The sequence below is a fragment of the Mycolicibacterium frederiksbergense genome (genome assembly GCF_012223425.1).
GTDB lineage: Bacteria > Actinomycetota > Actinomycetes > Mycobacteriales > Mycobacteriaceae > Mycobacterium > Mycobacterium frederiksbergense.
This window is the reverse complement of record NZ_CP038799.1, coordinates 1,289,566-1,308,682: the sequence shown is the minus strand read 5'-3', so window position 1 is coordinate 1,308,682 and position 19,117 is coordinate 1,289,566. Positions and strand designations below refer to the sequence as shown.

Genomic DNA, 19,117 nt, shown 5'->3' with positions numbered 1-19,117 from the left:
CCAGGCCTGAGCGGCTACCTCGCGCCGGCCGGCTCGGAACGCTGCGGGGACAACCGCAGGTGCCCGAGCATCGCGACCCCGGCGGTGAGGACCGCCGATAGTGCGAACGGCACGGCGATGTGCCACCGCAGCAGCAGTGCCCCGACGACCGCGCCGGCGAAGATCATCGCGATGGCGCCGAATCGGCGGTTGAGCAGCACACCGCCACCCTTGCGCGTCCAGGTTTCACCCGCCAGCGAGGCCAGCGTCGAGGTCACCACGACGGTGGTCATATCGGCGACCGCCACGGCCCGGGCGACCATCGCCTGCGAACCCATCACCGCGGCAGTCGCGGCCGCCATCACGACCTGGATGGCCGGCCCGGAGTGGTCACCGACCACGGCGGCCACCACGGTCAGGCTGGCCAACGTCAGCGCGCCGACCGTCAACAGGACGGTGACCCGGTGCTGCCACCCTTTGGTGCCCGCACGCAACACCAGTCCGGCGACGAAGGCCGCCGCGGTGAACGCGGCCAGCGCGACCGCAGGGCCCAGCACCGGCAGCTCGTCGGCACCGGCCACGCCCATACCGAGGATCACGATGTTGCCGGTCATGTTGCCGGTGAACACCCGGTCCAGGGCCAGGAAGCCGACCGCATCGACGACTCCGGTGACGAAGGTCAACGTGACCGTCGCGGCCAGGGCGAGCTTCTGTTCGGTGTCGGTCAGCGCCATCAGAAGACGAGAATGGCGAAGACGGTGGACAGCGCCAGACCGGCCATCACCGGCACGAAGCACTTCCGGGCCAGGGTGAGCACCGGAATCCGGGCGAAGCCCGCGACGGCGATCAGTGATGACCACGCCACCAGAGTGCCGCCGCCGGACCAGATATTGCCCATCTGACCGATCGCGGCCAGGGTCGCGGGATCCATGTTGGCGGCGGGGCCGAGCGCACCGGCCAGCGAGCCCGTGAGCGGCAGTCCGCTGAACCCCGAACCATCGAGTCCGGCAACGATTCCCACGAAGAGCACGCCGAAACCGAGGACGAACGGGCTCGGTGTCACATGCGCCATGGCGGAGCTGATCAGATCGAAGAGGAAGGCCGGCCCGGTGGCGTCGGCACCCATCCCGAGCACCCGGGCCGAGAAGTCACCACTGCCGATGAAGAAGAAACCGGCGATCGGCAACACGACGCCCATGGCCTTGAAGGCGAAGACCAGGCCGTCGATGATGTGCGTGGACGAGCTCTCCAGGAAGTCGCGTTTGTCGTTGGTCACACAGGCCGCGAACAGGAGGATCGCCGCGATGCCGCCGACGATGCCCGCCGCGTCACCGCCCTGCAGCGGCGGTACCAGCGAGGTGAACTTGCCCAGCAACAGGTAGACGATGAACGCCAGGTAGGCGGTGGGCACCAACGTGGCAAATATCTTGGCGGCCAATGATTTCGGCAACACCGGCTCGGTCACCGTATCGGCGGGTGCCAACGTCGCGGTGGCTGAGGTACCAGCGGAGCCGGTCGGCACCGGGGTCCGCGGATCCGTTCCTTGCGGGGCCGCTGCGCTGCCACCGGCGCCGTCGCTCGTGCCGCCTTCGGGCAGGCCGAACTTGTCGGCCTTGTTCTCCCAGGCGACCAGCAGATCCGGTGACGGTTTCTGCCACGTCCGGCGCTGCATGACGTAGGTGATGAGCAGCGCGGCGATCCCGGTGATCAGCGAAAGGACGAGCGCCTTGTCGGCCACGCTGTCTGCGCCGACTCCGGCCGCAGTCGCCGAGATGCCGGGCGCGACCTTGATGATGTAGTCCGACGACAGGGCCATGCCCTGCCCGGCGATGGCGATCACCATGCCCACCGACAACGGGCTCAGCCCGGCACGGATCGCCACCGGGATGAGCACCGCGCCGACCAGCGGGACGGCGGGCGTGGGCCAGAAGAACAGCGAGATCACGTACGTGACGATCGCGAGGGTGATGAAGCTGCTGGTACCGGCGCGCATCACCCGCCGGAACGGGGCCACCATCAGTTTGTCGGCACCCATCTCACGCAGGGCACCCAGCATCGCGGTGATGAAGGCGATGATCAGGAAGATGTTGAACAGCTCCTGGGCGGCGACCAGGCTGGCGTTGAAGATCGACGAGAGGCCGGTCACGATGCTGCCCGAAAACACCCACGCGGTAAGCAATGTGGCGACGACCGCGGGCACCACGATGTTCTTGCGCAACGCCATCGTGATGAGGATGACGACGATTCCGGCCAGATAGATCCAGTGGGCCGCGCTGAGTTGTATATCCATCGACGGGTCTTTTCACTCACAACTGCTCGTGGGCTGTGCAGTCTGATGGGGGAATGCTCGGCCCGTTGCCCGAACGGGTCAACGCACACAGTGCACAACGCTGTGCGCACGGCCCTGTGCAACGTGTTCCGACCTTGTCATCCTGATGTCGCGGTGTTTCGCAAACGTTAAAATCCGCGCTGGGGTGCGTTTTGTCACGATGTGGGCGCCCGGACCGGCTGTGCACAATGTCCGATTCCACGCGCCGTCTCTGTGCGCCTTCGCCCGGACGGGCGGCGCCTTCGCCGCGCTCGGGGTGAGACAGTGGCTGTGCGGGTGCCATTGCCGCTCGCGCAGCCACCACCACACAGAACGGCCACGGAAGTCCCTGCCATGACTGACACAGACAGCCGCACCCCCGCGGGTCCGGCGGTCCCCGACGGGGCGGGGACGCCCTTGGCGCTCGCCGCGCTGCTGTCCGGGACGCTGGTCGGCACGGTGAGCAACAACGTGGTGAACGTGCCGATGCCGGCCATCCTCGCCGAATTCGGTGCGCCGCTGAGCAGCGGCGTATTCGTGGTGGTCGGCTTCCTGATGACATTCACCGCCACGATGCCGCTCGTCGGCTGGATCGGTGACCGGTTCGGCAGACGCCGGATGTACTGCACGTCGTTGATCGCCACCGCGGTGTGCGCCGTCGGTGCGGCGACCGCCCCCTCGCTGGAACTGCTGATCCTGTGGCGCTGTCTGGGCGGTGCGGCCGCCTCAGCGCTCGGTCCCGCCGTCCTCGGCCTGCTGACCTGGCTGTTCGCCGGGGAGCGCCGGGGCAGAGCGGTGGGTCTGTGGGCCTCGGTGAACGGCATCGGTCAGGCCATCGGCCCCACCATGGGTGGATTCATCGCCGACGGCTGGGGGTGGCGCTGGGTATTCGTGCCGCTGGTGCCGGTCGCGCTGGCCGGTCTGATCGGCACCCTGCTGCACATCCCGCGCCATCCCGGCACCGCGATGCGATTCGACACCATCGGTGCCACCGCGCTGACGTTCGGGTCGGGGCTGCTGATTCTCGGCATCGCACTCGTTCCGCAGCAAGGTCTGTCGGCGGTCGTCGTCATCTCCGTGACGGTGGCCGTGGCGGTACTGGTCTTCTTCGTCGGGCACTGTCTGCGGGTGCCGGAACCGTTCGTCGATGTGCGGCTGGTGGCGGAGGCCCGGTTCGTGCGCAGCACCCTGGGCGCCTTCGCGTTCATGTTCAGCCTCGGGGCCACGCTGCTGGCGGTGCCCCTCTACCTCGTCGGCAGCGGCCGGACCGGGTCGCTGGCCGGCGTGGTGCTGCTGGCGATCCCGGCCTCGATGGTGATCCTGGGCCCGCTGGTCGGGCGCTACCTGGACCGGATCGGGGCCCGCCGGGTGCTACGCACCGGGTTGTTGCTGCTGATCGTCGGCCAGGGGATGCTGGCGGCGGCCGTCGGCGCGCATCTCGTCGAGAAGAGCGGGGGACTGGCCGCTTTCGTGGCGATTCTGGTCCTGATCGGGATCGGAACGGCCTTCGTGCAGACGCCGGCGGCCACCGGTGCCACCCGCTCGCCCGCCGGCGCGCAGGGCACCGGGCTCGGGTTGTTCAACCTGGTGCGGTTCGGCGGCTCGGCGATGGGCGCCGCGTGGGTCGCGATCGCGCTGGGCTTCGGCGGCACCATCGGCTTCACGCTCGCGTTCGCGATGGTCTCCGGTGTCGCGGTGCTCGGTCTGCTGGGCTCGTTCATCGGGCGCGATCCGACACCCGTTCGGTAGCGGCGCCGGACCTCAGCGGAAGCTGGCCTCCCGGTCGACGGCGGCGTGTACCTCACTGAGCAGGTCCAGCCGGATCGCCAGCCAGACGGTGAACTGGTTGTCGGGCAACCGGATATCGAGACCGATCGCCCGCGACACCCGATCCAACTTGGTCAGCATGGTGTTGCGGTGCACGTTGAGCACCCGGGCGGTGGCGTTGACGTTCCCGCCGTTGGCCAGGTATCCGGTCAGGAAGTCGCGCAGATCGGGAGTACCGCGCAGGGGTCCGAGGATGTCGTTGACCAGCGATTTGCTCTGTTCGGTCTCGGCGATCTCGGCAAGCACGGTGAAACTCCGCAGATCCTGATAGGACACCGCGCCGGTGAGACCCAGCCTGCGCGCGATGCCCAGGGCGATGCGGGCCTCGCGGTAGCTCGCCGAGACGGCTTGTGCACCACTGGCAGGCCTGCTGTAGGACACCGCGACCGCGGCGCCGCGGCGGTTCTCCAGTTCGCCCGCCATGGCCTCGGCGTAATGCACCATCTCGCGGTGCCGTGCGGTGTCGTCGCCGCCACAGAGTGAGCGCACCACCACCAGGACGTCACCCAGCACGGTGACGTAGGAGCGGACGGCGGGATCCGGTGCCACATTGGCGGCGTACCGGGCCAGCCGGACCATGCTCGCCGCGGGGTTGTCCACCCCATGAGGAATCGCGCCCGGCGCGACGAAAACACCGAACTGCGAGTCGATGTCGACATCGTGGTACTCGGCCCGCGCACGCATATCGTGCTCACTGGAGAAATGTCCGTGCACCAGGGCCTGCACGAAATCACCGCGGGCCCGTTCCTCGGCCTCGTCGACGCTGTGCTGCCGCAACATCTCCGAACCGATGATGGCGGTTGCCTGTTCGGTGACGACGATGTGCCGCGCCAGATCGTGGGCGCCGGGTTCGGAATTCGGCACCAGGACGAGCACCCAGCCCTCGAACGCCTTACCGAGCCGGATGGCCGTGGAGATGGCGGTCCAGGCGTTGCCATGTGGGTCCGCGAGCTGCTCGACGCGGGTGTCGTGATGACCCGGGAGCCTGGCGCCGGCCGGTAGGTCGACGGTCAGCTTCGGGACGATGACCTCGGTGAGGACTGCCGCCGCCTCGGCGGCCAAGCCGTTGTGGGCCACGATCTGGCCGCGGGCATCCAGTGCCACCGCCGGGTTGCGGGCCAGGTTGGACACCTCGCGGATCAGTATCTGCAGCCCGGCCCCGCGGTGGAAGAGCCCCGCCAAGGACGCGTGCACGTGCGTGGCATACCGCATCACGTGCACTTCCTGGCTCAGCGCCCGCTCCGCCAGCAGCCGGTTCAGTGCGGTGAACCCGACCGGGAACGCCATCTCGATCACCACCAGCCCGGCGGGCAGTGTCGCCGGGAAATCGGCGGGGACCGCACCGTCGACGACCAGGGTGGTGGCACCGCGCGCGGCGAGCGCGGCCAGTGCGCCCGCGCTGCCCAGCAGTGCCTCCGGGCGCGCGTAGACCGCGACGCCGTCCAGCGGCTCATGGCGGGAAAGCACCTCGGAAAGTGGCAGAACCCAATGCAATTCGCGATCCGTGTGATCCTGGCCGGCGATCACCCGGGCACCCGACATGAGGGATTCGTCCAGCAGTCCGGCGACCGTCATCCGGTCACCATGCGGGTGCTCTGCTGCCATGTGCTCACCTGCTCTGTGCGGTGCGTTCGTCGATGCGGTGGCGGATCGAACCACCACGATCACACTGTCGAGTGCCCACAGCCTATGTGCAGTTTGACCATGATGCGGCCGATAAAGCGGACATTGTGACCAAGGCGGGCGTCCGCTCGCACCGGTAGACATTCACCAGGCGAACAGCCCGGGGCGGAATTGCCGCCCGCACGAAACCCGCAATTCTCAGGAGGTCAGCAGATATGCACCAGATCTACCGGATCACCCTCGACGACGCCCTGCCACTGCTCGCGGCCGGCCGAGCCAAGGCCGAGGAGATCGGCGTCAAGCAAACTCTGTGCATCTGCGACGACGGCGGTAATGTTCTTGCCCTGCACCGCCTTCCAGGTGCCAGGTTGACCGGCGTTGACATCTCCATCGCCAAGGCGTTCACCGCCGCAGGTCACGAGCGGGCCACACACCTGTTCAACGAGGCGCCGGACGGGCCGGCGCTGCCGGGCAACGAGGCCTTCGGGATCAGCCACATGCTGCCGGGCAAGTTCGCGGTCTTCGTCGGCGGATTTCCGCTCGTCTTCAACGGCCAGATCATCGGCGGCGTCGGGATCAGTGGCGGCAACGGCGCTCAGGACAAGGCGGTCGGTGCGGCGATCCTGGCCGAGTTCGAGGCGCTGACCGCTGCGGTCGGCAGTCACTGAGGCGGTGTGCACCATGCCTCGTCGCCGCGGGCATCCGGGGTGATGTTGTCCATGTCGCAACGCCGGTCTGCTGGCTAACGTCGCTGGTGCAGAGGCGACTTCGCAACGCCGCGGCGTCTCGCAGCCCCCATCATTGCGAAACATTCTCTGTTGCTCATCGTTTCGCGAAATCAACTGATCGAAGGGATCTGATCCATGACTGAACTACTGGGCCGCGACGAGTTCCGCGCCGAGCTGGAGAACGCCATCAAGGGCCGTGAGGCCAAGAATGCATCGTTTTCCAAGGCGTGGGCCGAGGGACAGTTGGAGCGCCATCACTTCGCCCGCTGGGCCGAGAACCACTTCCACTACGTCGGGCCGTTCGCCGACTACCTGGCCAACATCTACGCCAACACCCCCGACGAGTTCACCGGCGCGAAGGATTTCACGCTGCAGAACATGTACGAGGAAGAGCTCGCCGACATCCGGCACACCGACCTGTTGATCAAGTTCGGCGAGGCCTGCGGGACCACCAAGGAACGCATCGAGGACCCGAACAACATGAATGCCATCACTCGCGGTCTGCAGTCCTGGTGCTACGCGGTGTCGCAGCGCGAGCACTTCGTGGTGGCCACCGCCGCGCTGGTGGTGGGCCTGGAGTCACAGGTGCCCAGCATCTACACCAAGCAGATCGTGCCCCTGCGTGAGGTCTACAAGTTCACCGAGGACGAGATCGAGTTCTTCGATCTGCACATCACCTCCGATGTGGTGCACGGCGAGCGCGGCTACCAGATCGTGCTGGACCACGCCGACACCGTGGCGCTGCAGCAGCGTTGCCTGCAGATGGTGCGCTGGGGAGCCGAGATGCGCTTCTCCTACACCAAGGGGCTGTATGACACCTATGTCGCACCCGAGCTCGAGCCCGCCGGCGTCTGAGTGACTTCGGCGCGCCCACGACCGCTGCGCGAGCGTGGGCGCGCCGAAATCGGACAGGAGAATCATGGAGTGGACCGCGGTCGCCACCGCACGAGAACTGGGCAGACGCCGCAAGCTGCGGGTCGAGATCGACGGCACCGCCATCGCTCTGTTCCAGACCGAAGGGCGGGTGTACGCCTTCGCTGATCTCTGTGTGCACCAAGATCGTTCGCTGTTCAAGGGGACGCTGCTGCACGGCAAGGTGATCTGTCCGGGCCACCAGTGGCAGTTCGACCTGGAGACCGGCTACGAGGCCGATCAGGATCTGTGCCAGCCCACCTACCCGGTGCGTGTCGACGACGACGGCACCATCTATGTCAACCTCGCGCCGGAAAGCCGTGTGCCGGCCCGCACCGAAGAGGAGGCGCGGACATGACACCGCGCACCATCGTCACCGTCGGCGCCGGCCAGGCCGCCGCCGTGGCCGCCCGCAACCTGCGCAGGCAGGGGTTCGACGGCCGCATCATGCTCATCGGGGACGAACCCCATGCGCCCTATCAGCGTCCGCCGCTGTCCAAGGAATTTTTGGCAGGTACCGACAGTGAGGCCGCCCTCTGGATTCTGCGTCCCAGCTGGATCGCCGACAACGACGTGGAGATCGTCACCGGAACCGGCGTGCTGCGGGTGGATCCGGTCGCGCGGACCGTCGAGCTGGACAGCGGTTCCGAGATCGTCGCCGACGCAGTGCTTTTTGCCACCGGTGGCACACCGCGAACGCTGCCCGTGCCCGGGCCGCGCCCCGATCTCGTGCACTATCTGCGCACCCTCGACGACGCGCTGCGGCTGGCTCCGGTGCTGGTGCCGGGTAGGCGGCTGGCCATCATCGGCGCGGGATTCATCGGCCTGGAGATCGCGGCCACCGCGGCCGCCGCGGGGGTGGCGGTCACCGTGTTCGAGTCGGTTCCGGTGCCGCTGGCCCGCATCCTCGGCGTGGAGATGGGACAGGCCGTCAGCCTGCTGCACCGCGACAACGGCGTGGATCTGCGCACCGGAGTACGGTTGGCCGGCATCCGGACCACCGCCGACGGTGTGCTCATCGACATGACGGACGCCGCAGCACCTTTCGAGGCCGACGCCGTCGTGATCGGCATCGGCATCACACCGAACACCGCCGCCGCCGAGGCTACCGGGCTGCGTATCGAGGACGGGATCGTGGTGGACGCCCTGGGCCGCAGCACCATCCCGAACATCTACGCCGCCGGAGACGTGGCGCGCCGGTACTCCGAGCGGGCGGGCCGCCACGTTCGCCTGGAACACTTCGACAATGCCAGCAGGCAGGGCGTCGCGGTGTCCAACGCGATGCTGGGCCGCGACGCACCCTCGGATGACGCGCCGTGGTTCTGGTCGGACCAGCACGGGCGCAACCTCCAATTCGTCGGTGCGGCAACCGGAGAACCGGTGATCCGCGGTGATCTCGGTGCGCTGGACTTCACCGGCTTCTACCTGGAAGGCGCCACCGTGCGGGGCGCCTTCACCATCGACCGCGGCGAGGACATCATGGCCGTGCGGGAGCTGCTGGGCCGCGAGGTCGACATAGCCGCCCTGCGCGATGAGGACACCGATCTGTGGGATCTCGCCTACGCAGACATCGACGAAGAATCGCAGGTACAGCAATGACCACCGGAGGAAACTTCATCGGCGGGGCCTGGGTGCCCGCCTTGTCCGGCGACACCTTCTCCCGGACCAACCCTGCCGACCCGGCCGACCTCATCGGAACCTTCCCCGCCTCGGGGCCCGCCGATGTCGCCAACGCCGTGGATGGGCTGTGCAAGTCCGCACCGGAATGGGCGGCGACCGCACCCGAGCGTCGCGCCGCGATCCTGGAATCGGCTGCCGCCGAACTGCAGAAGCGCGGCCCCGAACTGATCGAGGAGTTGGTCCGCGAAGAAGGCAAAACCCTCGCCGAGGCGACCATGGAGGTCAGTCGCACACCGGCGAATCTGCGGTTCTACGCCGCCGAGGCGACCCGCGGCGGGGGAGTGACGCTGCCCGCGGCCGGCGACACCCTGCTGTACACGCTGCGTGAACCGGTGGGCGTCGTCGGTGCGATCACCCCGTGGAACTTCCCGCTCAACATTCCCTCGCGCAAGCTCGGACCGGCCCTGGCGGTCGGAAACCCGGTGCTGTTCAAGCCCTCCGAGATCACCCCACTGATGGGGCAACGCCTTGTCGAGGCGCTGCTGGCCGGCGGGTTGCCGCCCTCGGTGATCGCGCTCGTCCAGGGCGACGGGGTGGCCGGTGCCGCGGTGGCCGCCGACGAGCGGATCGCGGCCGTGACCTTCACCGGTTCCACCGAGGTGGGCCGCGCCATCCACGCCAGGGTAGGGCCGCACCGGCGGGTCCAGCTGGAGATGGGCGGCAAGAATCCGGTGCTCGTCGCCGACGACGCCGACCTGGACCGCGCGGCGGCGCTGATCGTCAAGGGCGCCTTCGGGTTGTCCGGTCAAGCGTGCACCGGCACCAGTCGGGTGATCGCCACCGATGCGGTGCACGACGAACTGGTCGAGCGGGTCATCCGGCGCACCGACGCCTTGGTGGTCGGCCCGGGCGCTGGTGACGGTGTGGACATGGGTGCGTTGGCCAGCGCGCAGCAGCTCGACAAGTTTGCGCACTATGTGGCGGTCGGGGTCGCCGAGGGCGCCCGGTTGCGGTGCGGCGGCACCACCGTGGACGTGGCGGGAAGCCCGGGTGGTCATTTCGTGCGGCCCGCGGTGTTCACCGATACCGAACCCACGATGCGCATCGTCACCGAGGAGGTGTTCGGCCCGTTGCTGACCTTCCAGCGGGCGGGCTCGCTGAGCGAGGGGATCGAGCTGGCCAATGCCACCGAGTTCGGGCTGTCGGCGGCGATCGTCACCTCGAACCTGGCCACCGCCCAGCGGTTCGCCCGCGAGTCGCGGACCGGTCTGGTCAAGATCAATCAGCCGACCACCGGGATGGCGATGAACGCGCCGTTCGGCGGATACAAGGCATCGTCGACCGCCACGTTCAAGGAACAGGCCGGGGCTTCGATGATGGAGTTCTACCTGGCCGAGAAGACCGTCTACCTCGACGCCTGACACCCCACACAGAAACACGGAGAGCAACAATGGATTTTGTTCGGGTAGCACGATCAGGGCAGGTGCCCGAGGGAATCGTGAGGCGGTTCTACTCCGGCGATCACGAGTTTGCCGTGGCGCGGCTCAACGGCAAGGCCTATGCCACCTCCAACTACTGCACGCACCTGGACTGCCTGCTGTCCTCGGGCAAGCTGCGCGACGACGGCATCGGCTGCTCCTGCCACGGCAGCGCGTTCGACCTGGAGACCGGTGAGCCGATCAGCCCGCCGGCCACCGAACCCATCAAGACCTTCCCGTGCCAGGAACGTGACGGTGAGATCTTCGTCGGCGTGGAGCCGGGCGAGATGCCCGCAGGCCCCACCCGCCGGGCCCGCCGGGGCGCCTGATGAGCGCGGCGCAACGCCCACCGGCACTGTCGGCGGGCGGGATGGTCAGCAGCAGTCATCCGGCGGCCAGCCTGGCCGGTGCCCGGGTGCTGGCCGACGGTGGCAACGCCATCGACGCCACGCTGGCGATGGCCGGCCTGACCTGGCTGACCCTGCCCGGGCAGTGCGGGATCGGCGGCGACGCCTTCGCCGTGGTGCGCGAACCCGACGGAGGGGTGTGGACCGTCAACGGATCCGGCTTCGGGCCCGACGGCGGAACCCCGGATTTCTATGCCGCGCGTGGCCTCGGCGCGATACCGATGGACGGGCCGCTGGCCGTGGCGGTGCCCGGTGCACCCGCCGCGCTGCTGGCACTGCATGGCGGCGGCGCCACCAGGTCGCTGCCCGAGCTGTGGGAACCCGCCGCCCGCATCGCGGAGAACGGGCTGCCCTGCTCGGCGCGCACCGCAGGCGATGTCGGCGTGGCGGCAGCGGCGATCGCGGCCGACCCCGGGCTCGCCGAGATCTATGCGTCCCAAGGTGTTCCGCCTGCGGTCGGGCGCAGGCTCCCGCAGCCGGCGCTGGCGGCAACCATCCGGATGCTGGCACACAACCCCGATGGTTTCTACACCGGCGAGTTCGCCGAACGTGCCGTGGCGGCGTTGCAGGCCGGCGGCGCACCCTTCAGCGGCGACGAATGGGCCGCGGGCGCGCAGGTGACTGCTGAGCCCGCGCTCACCGGGCGCTACGCCGGCGCGGTGCTGCACCAGACGCCCCTGCCGACGCCCGGGTGGATGGTGCTGCAGCAGGCGGCCCTGTGCGACGGCGCTCTCGGTGCGACCGAATGGCTGTCGGCGGCCGCCATCGACCGGCTGGCCCGAGCCGCCCGATTGTCGTTCGCGGACCGATTTGCATTGTGCGGCAGCGATAATCGTCGCGACGGTGTCGACTACATCCTGACAGCCGAACGCCTGGACGCGCAACGCCGCGATCTCGACGGCCGCATCGAAGTCCGCGGCCCGATGGCGGTCGCGGCGGGGGACACCACCTCGACAGTGGCGGTGGACGCCGACGGCCGCGCGGTGAGCTTCATCCACTCGCTGGCGTTCACCTTCGGGGCGAAGTTCACCGTGCCCGGCACCGGAGTGGTGCTCAACAACCGGCTGGGCCGGGGTGCCTACCTGCTGCCCGGACACCCCAACGAGGTCACACCACGCCGCAAACCACTGCACACGCTCAACGCCTGGATCGTCACCGACGAGCGCGGGGCGCTGCGGCACGTCGGCAACACCCCTGGCGGTGACGGGCAGGTGCAGTGGAACATGCAGCTGATCTCTCACGTCCTGGACCACGGCCGCGATGCCGCCGAGGCGGTGGCGGCATCGCGATTCACCGTGTTCCCGGGTTCGGACGCCGACGTCATCGGCGCACCCGACGAACTGCGCGTCGAGCCCAGCCTGCCCGGTGCCGTGCGCGACGAACTGGCCGCTCTCGGGCACCGCATCGTCGTGCAACCCGACCTCGGTGCCGGCGGGAGTGCCCAGCTGATCTCCGTCGACGACCGGGGTGTGCTCGCCGGCGCCGCCGACCCCCGCCAGGAGGGAGTGGCGCTCGGTGTCGAATGAGCGAACCGAAGCCCCTACGCCCCAGGGCGACTATGTGCCTGCGGTCTGCCACGACGGCGTCATATACACCGCGGGTATGACGCCCAGACGCGCCGGTGCGCTCGTCTGGACCGGTGTCGTCGGGGACACCCTGAGCGCCGAGCAGGCGCGCTCGGCGGCAGGCCTCGCCGCGCTCAACGCACTGAGCGCAGCCCGCGCGGCCATGCCACGAACTGGGGCTTTGCGGTGTCTGCGGATGACGGTGTTCATCGCCTGCGCACCCGGATTCACCGCGCTGAGCGCCGTCGCGGACGGCGCCTCGGCGGTGCTGGCCGCTGAACTCGGTGTCTCCGCGCTGCCCGCGCGCAGTGCCATCGGCGTCCGTGCACTACCGTCCGGGGCGCCCGTCGAAGTGGAGCTGACCGCAGCGGTCCTGTAGAACCGTGCCGCCCCCGATGAGCTGGGATTTGGCTCTGCGCAGGTCGTCCCCTAGACTCTAGGGGTTGCCTGGGGCAGACCTCGGTTCTCTTCATGTGAGAAAACCCTGCGTGCTCTCGGGGCAACAAAGACCGCGCACGTCAGGTCGGTATCTGCCGTGCACACATAACCAGGTCAGGAGATCGAGTGATTCAGCAGGAATCGCGCGTGAAGGTGGCCGACAACACGGGTGCCAAGGAAATCTTGTGCATCCGCGTTCTCGGTGGCTCGGCGCGACGTTATGCCGGCATCGGCGACATCATCGTGGCGACCGTCAAGGACGCCATCCCCGGCGGCAACGTCAAGAAGGGCGACGTCGTCAAGGCCGTGATCGTGCGCACCGTGAAGGAACGTCGTCGCGCAGACGGCAGCTACATCCGATTCGACGAGAACGCCGCCGTCATCATCAAGGCGGACAACGATCCGCGCGGCACCCGCATCTTCGGCCCGGTGGGCCGCGAGCTGCGTGAGAAGAAGTTCATGAAGATCGTTTCGCTCGCCCCGGAGGTGCTGTAAATGAAGGTGCACAAGGGTGACACCGTGCTCGTGATCTCCGGTAAGGACAAGGGCGCCAAGGGCAAGGTCATCGAGGCCTACCCGACCCGCGAGAAGGTCCTCGTCGAGGGCGTCAACCGGATCAAGAAGCACACCGCGCAGTCGCAGAACGAGCGCGGCGCCTCCTCCGGCGGCATCGTCACGCAGGAGGCTGCCATCCACGTCTCCAACGTGATGGTCATCGACTCCGACGGAAACCCCACCCGCATCGGCTACCGCGTCGACGAGGAGTCGGGCAAGAAGGTTCGGGTCTCCAAGCGCAACGGCAAGGACATCTGAGAATGACCACAGTAGAAAACGTCGCCAAGGTGCAGCCGCGGCTGAAGCAGCGCTACCGCGAGGAAATCAAGGACGCGCTCAACAAAGAGTTCAACTACGCCAACGTGATGCAGATCCCGGGCGTGGTGAAGGTCGTCGTGAACATGGGTGTCGGTGACGCCGCCCGTGACGCGAAGCTGATCAACGGTGCGGTCAACGACCTCGCCCTGATCACCGGCCAGAAGCCCGAGATCCGCAAGGCGCGCAAGTCCATCGCCCAGTTCAAGCTTCGCGAGGGCATGCCGATCGGCGCCCGGGTGACGCTGCGCGGCGACCGCATGTGGGAGTTCCTGGACCGCCTGGTCTCGATCGCGCTTCCCCGTATCCGCGACTTCCGTGGTCTGAGCCCCAAGCAGTTCGACGGCAGCGGCAACTACACCTTCGGGCTCTCCGAGCAGTCGGTGTTCCACGAGATCGACGTGGATTCCATCGATCGCCCCCGCGGCATGGACATCACCGTCGTCACCACGGCGACCAACGACGACGAAGGACGAGTGCTGCTGCGGGCCCTCGGCTTTCCGTTCAAGGAGAACTGAGCATGGCAAAGAAGGCTCTGGTCAACAAGGCCAACAAGAAGCCGAAGTTCGCGGTTCGCGGCTACACCCGGTGCAACCGGTGCGGCCGTCCGCACGCGGTGTTCCGCAAGTTCGGCCTGTGCCGGATCTGCTTGCGCGAAATGGCGCACGCGGGCGAACTGCCCGGTGTCCAGAAGTCCAGCTGGTAACCAGCATTCATTCGAATTCAAATTTCGGAAGGCCCAGAGTGTCGATTGACCGAATGGGAACCGCCGCAAGGAAGGTGAACCGGCTGTCATGACGATGACCGATCCCATCGCAGACTTCTTGACGCGTCTGCGTAACGCCAACTCGGCGTACCACGATGAGGTGACCCTGCCCCACTCGAAGATCAAGGCGAACATCGCCGAGATCCTCAAGAAAGAGGGCTACATCTCCGATTACCGCACCGAGGACGCCCGCGTGGGCAAAGCCCTTGTGGTGCAGCTGAAGTACGGCCCCAGCCGTGAGCGCAGCATCGCCGGCCTGCGCCGGGTGAGCAAGCCCGGTCTGCGGGTCTACGCAAAGTCCACCAATCTGCCTCGGGTGCTCGGCGGCCTGGGCGTGGCGATCATCTCCACGTCCTCCGGTCTGCTCACCGATCGCCAGGCAACTCGACAAGGCGTGGGCGGCGAAGTCCTCGCCTACGTCTGGTAGGGGAACGAAAAACATGTCGCGTATTGGAAAGCAGCCGGTCCTGGTTCCTGCCGGGGTCGATGTGGCCATTGATGGCCAGAACGTGTCGGTCAAGGGCCCCAAAGGCACCCTGACCCTGGATGTCGCCGAGCCGATCGTGGTCTCGCGCAACGACGAAGGCGCCATCGTGGTGAGCCGTCCCGACGACGAGCGGCGTAGTCGCTCGCTGCACGGACTGTCACGCACCTTGGTGGCCAACCTGGTCACCGGTGTCACCGAGGGCTACACCACCAAGATGGAGATCTTCGGCGTCGGCTACCGCGTCGCGCTCAAGGGTGCAAACCTGGAGTTCGCACTCGGCTACAGCCACCCGGTCCTCATCGAAGCGCCCGAGGGCATCACGTTCGCGGTCGAGACACCCACGAAGTTCTCGATCACGGGCATCGACAAGCAGAAGGTCGGCCAGATCGCTGCGGTCATCCGCCGCCTGCGCCGCCCCGACCCGTACAAGGGCAAGGGCGTGCGGTACGAGGGTGAGCAGATCCGCCGCAAGGTCGGAAAGACAGGTAAGTAACCATGGCTTCCACGAAAACTGATGCAGCCGCCGGCACCAAGCACAAGCCGGTGGGGCAGAACATCTCCGAGACCCGTCGGGTCGCGCGGATCCGTCGTCACGCCCGGTTGCGCAAGAAGGTCTCCGGCACCGCCGACGCTCCGCGTCTGATGGTCAACCGGTCGTCCCGGCACATCCACGTCCAGCTCATCGACGATCTCGCCGGCGTCACCGTCGCCGCGGCCTCGTCCATCGAGCCCGATGTGCGTGCCGTCGACGGCGACAAGAAGGCACAGAGCGTGCGGGTCGGTCAGCTGATCGCCGAGCGCGCCAAGGCAGCCGGTGTCGAGACGGTCGTGTTCGACCGTGGCGGCTACACCTACGGCGGCCGGATCGCCGCGCTGGCCGATGCCGCGCGCGAAGGCGGGCTGAAATTCTGATGACTGACAACGAGAGGACTGCATGATGGCCGACCAGGCTGGCGCCGGTTCGGCGCAGGACAATCGCGGCGGCCGCGGAGATCGCGGCGGCCGAGGCCGTGACGATCGTGGCGGCCGTGGCCGTGGCGACGACCGCGGTGAGAAGAGCAACTACATCGAGCGCGTCGTCACCATCAACCGCGTCTCCAAGGTGGTCAAGGGTGGTCGGCGTTTCAGCTTCACCGCTCTGGTCATCGTCGGTGACGGCAACGGCATGGTCGGCGTCGGCTACGGCAAGGCCAAGGAAGTTCCGGCCGCCATCGCCAAGGGCGTCGAGGAAGCTCGCAAGAACTTCTTCCGCGTGCCGCTGATCGGTAGCACCATCGTGCACCCGGTTCAGGGTGAGGCTGCGGCCGGTGTCGTGATGCTGCGTCCGGCCAGCCCCGGTACCGGTGTCATCGCCGGCGGTGCCTGCCGCGCCGTGCTCGAATGCGCTGGGGTGCACGATGTCCTGGCCAAGTCGCTGGGTAGCGATAACGCGATCAACGTGGTGCATGCCACCGTCGCCGCACTCAAGATGATCCAGCGGCCCGAAGAGGTGGCGGCCCGACGTGGGCTCGCCATCGAGGATGTGGCGCCGGCCGGCATGCTCAAGGCCCGGCGCGAAAGCGAGGCGCTGGCCGCCAGTGCCGCGCGTGAGGGGTCGGCATAGTCATGGCAGAGCTCAAGATCACCCAGGTGCGCGGAACCATCGGCGCACGCTGGAAGCAGCGCGAAAGCCTGCGCACGCTGGGGCTGCGGAAGATCCGCCAGTCCGTGGTCCGTGAGGACAACGCTCAGACCCGTGGTCTGATCAAGACCGTGCATCACCTCATCACGGTCGAGGAGGTCTAGGAATCATGAGTGTCATCAAGCTTCACGACCTGAAGCCCGCCCCCGGGTCGAAGACGAAGAAGACCCGCGTCGGACGTGGCGAGGGCTCCAAGGGTAAGACCGCGGGTCGCGGCACCAAGGGCACCAAGGCACGCAAGAACGTCCCCTCGACCTTCGAGGGTGGCCAGATGCCGATCCACATGCGGCTCCCGAAGCTCAAGGGCTTCACGAACCGCTTCCGGGTGGCCTACGAGATCGTCAACATCGGCGATATCACCAAGGCATTCCCGGAGGGTGGCACCATCGGTGTCGCCGAGCTGGTGGACAAGGGCCTGGTTCGCAAGAAGAGCCTGGTGAAGGTCCTCGGCGACGGCAAGCTGACCGTCAAGGTCGACATCACCGCCAACAAGTTCAGTGCCACCGCGCGGGAGGCCATCACGGCCGCCGGCGGTTCGGCCACCGAACTGTAAAGAGTCTCCACGCGAAGGCCCCGCCACTCGGCGGGGCCTTCTGCGTTCACGATCGGCGAAAGGGCCCGCCGCGGTGGCGCCGGTAGGCTCGGGAGATGTTCGGATTCCTCCCCAGCCTGCCCGGTCCCGACGACCTGAAGTCCCTGGTGCGCAAGGTCGACACGGCCCGCCACAACGGTGTGCCCGACGGCTGTGTGCTCGAACTCGATCTGCAGTCCGCACCACCGGAATCGCTCGGGTTCGACCCCTTCGCGCTCATCTCGCTCGGCGGCCGGCCGTTGACGCTGCGCCAGGCTGTCGATGCGCTGCACCGTGCCGCCGAAGACGACCGGGTCGCCGGGCTGATCGCCAGGATCCAGCTGCCGGCCGCCGCTCCCGGCCCGGTGCAGGAACTGCGGGACGCCATCGCCGCCTTCGGCGCGAGCAAGCCAACACTGGCCTGGGCGGAAACCTACCCGGGCACACTGTCCTACTACCTGGCCTCGGCATTCCGCGAGGTCTGGATGCAGCCGTCGGGCACGGTCGGGCTGATCGGATTCGCCACCAGTGCGCTGTTTTTGCGCGGTGCCCTGAACAAGGCCGGTATCGAGGCGCAGTTCGTGGCACGCGGCGAATACAAGTCGGCGGCAAACCTTTTCACCCAGGACGGCTACACCGACGCACACCGGGAGGCCGACACCGCGCTGATCGGCAGCCTGCACACACAGGTGCTGGCCGCGGTGGCCGAATCCCGCCACCTCGATGCCGCCGAGGTGGACGCACTGGCCGACAAGGCGCCGCTGCTGCGCGATGCCGCGGTGTCGGCAAAGTTGGTCGATCGCATCGGTTTCCGCGATGAGGCCTACGCCCGGATCGCCGAACTCACCGGCGCCCCGGCGGCTGCCGACGGCGAGGACGCTCCGCCGCGACTGTTCCTGTCGCGGTACGCGAAGGCGAATGCGTTCAAGCCGGCGCCGTCGATGCCGGGCCGCAAGTCCAAACCCGGGATCGCCGTGGTCACCCTGGACGGGCCGATCGTCAGCGGGCGTGGCGGCCCGCAGATGCTGCCGCTCGGGAACTCCAACGCCGGCGGTGACACCATCGCGGCGGCGCTGCGGGAAGCCGTCGCCGATGACGATGTGGCGGCCATCGTCCTTCGGGTCAACAGCCCGGGCGGGTCGGTCACCGGATCGGAAACCATTTGGCGCGAGGTGGTTCGGTCCACCGAGGCGGGCAAACCGGTGATCGCCTCGATGGGCGCGGTGGCGGCATCCGGTGGGTACTACGTGTCGATGGCCGCCGACGAGATCATCGCCAACGCGGGCACCATCACCGGATCGATCGGCGTGGTGACCGGAAAGCTGGTGTCCCGCCAACTCAAGGACAAGCTCGGTGTCGGCGCGGATTCGGTGCGTACCAACGCAAATGCCAATGCCTGGTCCAGCAACGAGCGCTTCACCGACGAGCAGCAGGCGCATGTGGAGGCCGAGGCCGATCTGTTCTACGCCGATTTCGTGGAACGGGTCGCCGACGGGCGCAACCTCACGGTGGCCGCGGTCGAAGAGGTCGCGCGTGGCCGGGTGTGGACGGGCTCGGATGCCAAGGATCGTGGTCTGGTCGACGAACTCGGCGGATTGCGCACCGCGATCGGCCGGGCCAAGGTGCGCGCCGGCTACGCGCCGGATACCGAGGTGCGGATCGTCAACTACCCGGGTTCGTCCATGCTGGACGTGCTGCGGCCCAAGGCCTCCTCGCAGCCCGCGGCGGCGTCGCTGCCGCAGGCCGTCGGTGCGCTGCTGGGCAGCTCGGTGGCGGGCGTGTTCGAGCAGGTGGAACGCTCGGTCAGCGGTGCTCACGCACTATGGCTGGGAGACTTCAGGTTCTGATCTCGGCGCG

At 67.8% G+C, this 19,117-nt stretch carries 23 protein-coding genes; 20 read left to right on the top strand and 3 right to left on the bottom strand.

Going from position 1 to position 19,117, the window contains the following annotated elements; translation table 11 throughout:
* Positions 1-14 precede the first annotated feature (14 nt).
* Together EXE63_RS09300 and EXE63_RS09295 are read right to left on the bottom strand one after the other, a co-directional pair.
* Positions 15-713 (bottom strand): YoaK family protein, encoded by a 699-nt coding sequence (locus tag EXE63_RS09300; RefSeq protein ID WP_168141709.1) that lies wholly within the window; start codon positions 711-713, stop codon positions 15-17.
* On the bottom strand, positions 713-2,269 hold the full coding sequence (locus EXE63_RS09295; protein ID WP_168141708.1) for a hypothetical protein: 1,557 nt from the start codon (positions 2,267-2,269) through the stop codon (positions 713-715). The genes EXE63_RS09300 and EXE63_RS09295 overlap by 1 nt, the downstream gene beginning before the upstream one ends.
* 372 nt (positions 2,270-2,641) lie before the next feature.
* On the opposite strand from EXE63_RS09295, the gene EXE63_RS09290 reads away from it, so the two are divergent.
* Entirely contained in the window at positions 2,642-4,036 is a 1,395-nt protein-coding gene (locus EXE63_RS09290) for an MFS transporter (RefSeq protein WP_168141707.1), read from the top strand.
* Positions 4,037-4,048: 12 nt separating this feature from the next.
* Here EXE63_RS09290 and EXE63_RS09285 read toward each other — a convergent pair whose 3' ends face one another.
* Complete coding sequence (locus EXE63_RS09285) at positions 4,049-5,719, bottom strand: PucR family transcriptional regulator (protein ID WP_168141706.1); 1,671 nt, start codon at positions 5,717-5,719, stop codon at positions 4,049-4,051.
* Positions 5,720-5,952: 233 nt separating this feature from the next.
* On the opposite strand from EXE63_RS09285, the gene EXE63_RS09280 reads away from it, so the two are divergent.
* The 19 genes from EXE63_RS09280 (at position 5,953) to sppA (ending at position 19,107) form a co-directional block, all read left to right on the top strand.
* Positions 5,953-6,405: a GlcG/HbpS family heme-binding protein gene (locus tag EXE63_RS09280; protein ID WP_168141705.1), complete on the top strand. Its 453-nt coding sequence runs from the start codon at positions 5,953-5,955 to the stop codon at positions 6,403-6,405.
* 195 nt (positions 6,406-6,600) lie between these two features.
* Positions 6,601-7,320 carry an iron-containing redox enzyme family protein gene (locus tag EXE63_RS09275; RefSeq protein WP_168141704.1) on the top strand — a complete coding sequence of 240 codons (720 nt, stop codon included), beginning with the start codon at positions 6,601-6,603 and terminating at the stop codon, positions 7,318-7,320.
* A gap of 64 nt (positions 7,321-7,384) precedes the next feature.
* Positions 7,385-7,735, top strand: a complete 351-nt coding sequence (locus EXE63_RS09270) for a Rieske (2Fe-2S) protein (protein WP_168141703.1) — start codon at positions 7,385-7,387, stop codon at positions 7,733-7,735.
* Entirely contained in the window at positions 7,732-8,976 is a 1,245-nt protein-coding gene (locus tag EXE63_RS09265) for an NAD(P)/FAD-dependent oxidoreductase (RefSeq protein WP_168141702.1), read from the top strand. Before EXE63_RS09270 ends, EXE63_RS09265 begins: the two co-directional genes overlap by 4 nt.
* Positions 8,973-10,418: an aldehyde dehydrogenase family protein gene (locus EXE63_RS09260; protein ID WP_168141701.1), complete on the top strand. Its 1,446-nt coding sequence runs from the start codon at positions 8,973-8,975 to the stop codon at positions 10,416-10,418. Before EXE63_RS09265 ends, EXE63_RS09260 begins: the two co-directional genes overlap by 4 nt.
* A 29-nt stretch (positions 10,419-10,447) precedes the next feature.
* Positions 10,448-10,804 carry a Rieske (2Fe-2S) protein gene (locus EXE63_RS09255; protein WP_057167038.1) on the top strand — a complete coding sequence of 119 codons (357 nt, stop codon included), beginning with the start codon at positions 10,448-10,450 and terminating at the stop codon, positions 10,802-10,804.
* Complete coding sequence (locus EXE63_RS09250; protein ID WP_168141700.1) at positions 10,804-12,408, top strand: gamma-glutamyltransferase family protein; 1,605 nt, start codon at positions 10,804-10,806, stop codon at positions 12,406-12,408. The genes EXE63_RS09255 and EXE63_RS09250 overlap by 1 nt, the downstream gene beginning before the upstream one ends.
* The gene (locus EXE63_RS09245) at positions 12,398-12,826 is read left to right on the top strand and encodes a RidA family protein (RefSeq protein ID WP_168141699.1); all 429 of its coding nucleotides are present in this window, start codon (positions 12,398-12,400) and stop codon (positions 12,824-12,826) included. Before EXE63_RS09250 ends, EXE63_RS09245 begins: the two co-directional genes overlap by 11 nt.
* A gap of 185 nt (positions 12,827-13,011) precedes the next feature.
* A complete protein-coding gene (rplN, locus tag EXE63_RS09240; RefSeq protein WP_105364646.1) occupies positions 13,012-13,380 on the top strand; it encodes a 50S ribosomal protein L14 in 369 nt (122 codons plus the stop codon).
* Entirely contained in the window at positions 13,381-13,698 is a 318-nt protein-coding gene (gene rplX / locus EXE63_RS09235) for a 50S ribosomal protein L24 (RefSeq protein WP_105364647.1), read from the top strand. It abuts the gene before it with no gap.
* A 2-nt stretch (positions 13,699-13,700) separates the two neighbouring features.
* On the top strand, positions 13,701-14,273 hold the full coding sequence (gene rplE / locus EXE63_RS09230) for a 50S ribosomal protein L5 (RefSeq protein WP_168141698.1): 573 nt from the start codon (positions 13,701-13,703) through the stop codon (positions 14,271-14,273).
* Positions 14,274-14,275: 2 nt separating this feature from the next.
* Positions 14,276-14,461 carry a type Z 30S ribosomal protein S14 gene (locus tag EXE63_RS09225; protein ID WP_020109913.1) on the top strand — a complete coding sequence of 62 codons (186 nt, stop codon included), beginning with the start codon at positions 14,276-14,278 and terminating at the stop codon, positions 14,459-14,461.
* A gap of 88 nt (positions 14,462-14,549) precedes the next feature.
* Complete coding sequence (rpsH, locus tag EXE63_RS09220) at positions 14,550-14,948, top strand: 30S ribosomal protein S8 (RefSeq protein ID WP_068000379.1); 399 nt, start codon at positions 14,550-14,552, stop codon at positions 14,946-14,948.
* Positions 14,949-14,961: 13 nt separating this feature from the next.
* A complete protein-coding gene (gene rplF, locus EXE63_RS09215) occupies positions 14,962-15,501 on the top strand; it encodes a 50S ribosomal protein L6 (protein WP_105364648.1) in 540 nt (179 codons plus the stop codon).
* A 2-nt stretch (positions 15,502-15,503) separates the two neighbouring features.
* Positions 15,504-15,920 (top strand): 50S ribosomal protein L18, encoded by a 417-nt coding sequence (rplR, locus tag EXE63_RS09210; RefSeq protein WP_105364649.1) that lies wholly within the window; start codon positions 15,504-15,506, stop codon positions 15,918-15,920.
* A gap of 25 nt (positions 15,921-15,945) precedes the next feature.
* A complete protein-coding gene (rpsE, locus tag EXE63_RS09205) occupies positions 15,946-16,611 on the top strand; it encodes a 30S ribosomal protein S5 (protein ID WP_105364660.1) in 666 nt (221 codons plus the stop codon).
* 2 nt (positions 16,612-16,613) lie between these two features.
* Positions 16,614-16,793, top strand: a complete 180-nt coding sequence (rpmD, locus tag EXE63_RS09200; protein ID WP_057167049.1) for a 50S ribosomal protein L30 — start codon at positions 16,614-16,616, stop codon at positions 16,791-16,793.
* Between the two features lie 5 nt (positions 16,794-16,798).
* Positions 16,799-17,242: a 50S ribosomal protein L15 gene (rplO, locus tag EXE63_RS09195; RefSeq protein WP_168141697.1), complete on the top strand. Its 444-nt coding sequence runs from the start codon at positions 16,799-16,801 to the stop codon at positions 17,240-17,242.
* A gap of 95 nt (positions 17,243-17,337) precedes the next feature.
* The gene (gene sppA, locus EXE63_RS09190) at positions 17,338-19,107 is read left to right on the top strand and encodes a signal peptide peptidase SppA (RefSeq protein WP_168141696.1); all 1,770 of its coding nucleotides are present in this window, start codon (positions 17,338-17,340) and stop codon (positions 19,105-19,107) included.
* Positions 19,108-19,117 lie beyond the last annotated feature (10 nt).

Bases quoted from the DNA above. Each gene is read 5' to 3' on its own strand.
- EXE63_RS09300 (WP_168141709.1), bottom strand. From the start codon at position 713: ATGGCGCTGACCGACACCGAACAGAAGCTCGCCCTGGCCGCGACGGTC.
- EXE63_RS09295 (WP_168141708.1), bottom strand. From the start codon at position 2,269: ATGGATATACAACTCAGCGCGGCCCACTGGATCTATCTGGCCGGAATC.
- EXE63_RS09290 (WP_168141707.1), top strand. From the start codon at position 2,642: ATGACTGACACAGACAGCCGCACCCCCGCGGGTCCGGCGGTCCCCGAC.
- EXE63_RS09285 (WP_168141706.1), bottom strand. From the start codon at position 5,719: ATGGCAGCAGAGCACCCGCATGGTGACCGGATGACGGTCGCCGGACTG.
- EXE63_RS09280 (WP_168141705.1), top strand. From the start codon at position 5,953: ATGCACCAGATCTACCGGATCACCCTCGACGACGCCCTGCCACTGCTC.
- EXE63_RS09275 (WP_168141704.1), top strand. From the start codon at position 6,601: ATGACTGAACTACTGGGCCGCGACGAGTTCCGCGCCGAGCTGGAGAAC.
- EXE63_RS09270 (WP_168141703.1), top strand. From the start codon at position 7,385: ATGGAGTGGACCGCGGTCGCCACCGCACGAGAACTGGGCAGACGCCGC.
- EXE63_RS09265 (WP_168141702.1), top strand. From the start codon at position 7,732: ATGACACCGCGCACCATCGTCACCGTCGGCGCCGGCCAGGCCGCCGCC.
- EXE63_RS09260 (WP_168141701.1), top strand. From the start codon at position 8,973: ATGACCACCGGAGGAAACTTCATCGGCGGGGCCTGGGTGCCCGCCTTG.
- EXE63_RS09255 (WP_057167038.1), top strand. From the start codon at position 10,448: ATGGATTTTGTTCGGGTAGCACGATCAGGGCAGGTGCCCGAGGGAATC.
- EXE63_RS09250 (WP_168141700.1), top strand. From the start codon at position 10,804: ATGAGCGCGGCGCAACGCCCACCGGCACTGTCGGCGGGCGGGATGGTC.
- rplX (WP_105364647.1), top strand. From the start codon at position 13,381: ATGAAGGTGCACAAGGGTGACACCGTGCTCGTGATCTCCGGTAAGGAC.
- rplE (WP_168141698.1), top strand. From the start codon at position 13,701: ATGACCACAGTAGAAAACGTCGCCAAGGTGCAGCCGCGGCTGAAGCAG.
- EXE63_RS09225 (WP_020109913.1), top strand. From the start codon at position 14,276: ATGGCAAAGAAGGCTCTGGTCAACAAGGCCAACAAGAAGCCGAAGTTC.
- rpsH (WP_068000379.1), top strand. From the start codon at position 14,550: ATGACGATGACCGATCCCATCGCAGACTTCTTGACGCGTCTGCGTAAC.
- rplF (WP_105364648.1), top strand. From the start codon at position 14,962: ATGTCGCGTATTGGAAAGCAGCCGGTCCTGGTTCCTGCCGGGGTCGAT.
- rplR (WP_105364649.1), top strand. From the start codon at position 15,504: ATGGCTTCCACGAAAACTGATGCAGCCGCCGGCACCAAGCACAAGCCG.
- rpsE (WP_105364660.1), top strand. From the start codon at position 15,946: ATGGCCGACCAGGCTGGCGCCGGTTCGGCGCAGGACAATCGCGGCGGC.
- rpmD (WP_057167049.1), top strand. From the start codon at position 16,614: ATGGCAGAGCTCAAGATCACCCAGGTGCGCGGAACCATCGGCGCACGC.
- rplO (WP_168141697.1), top strand. From the start codon at position 16,799: ATGAGTGTCATCAAGCTTCACGACCTGAAGCCCGCCCCCGGGTCGAAG.
- sppA (WP_168141696.1), top strand. From the start codon at position 17,338: ATGTTCGGATTCCTCCCCAGCCTGCCCGGTCCCGACGACCTGAAGTCC.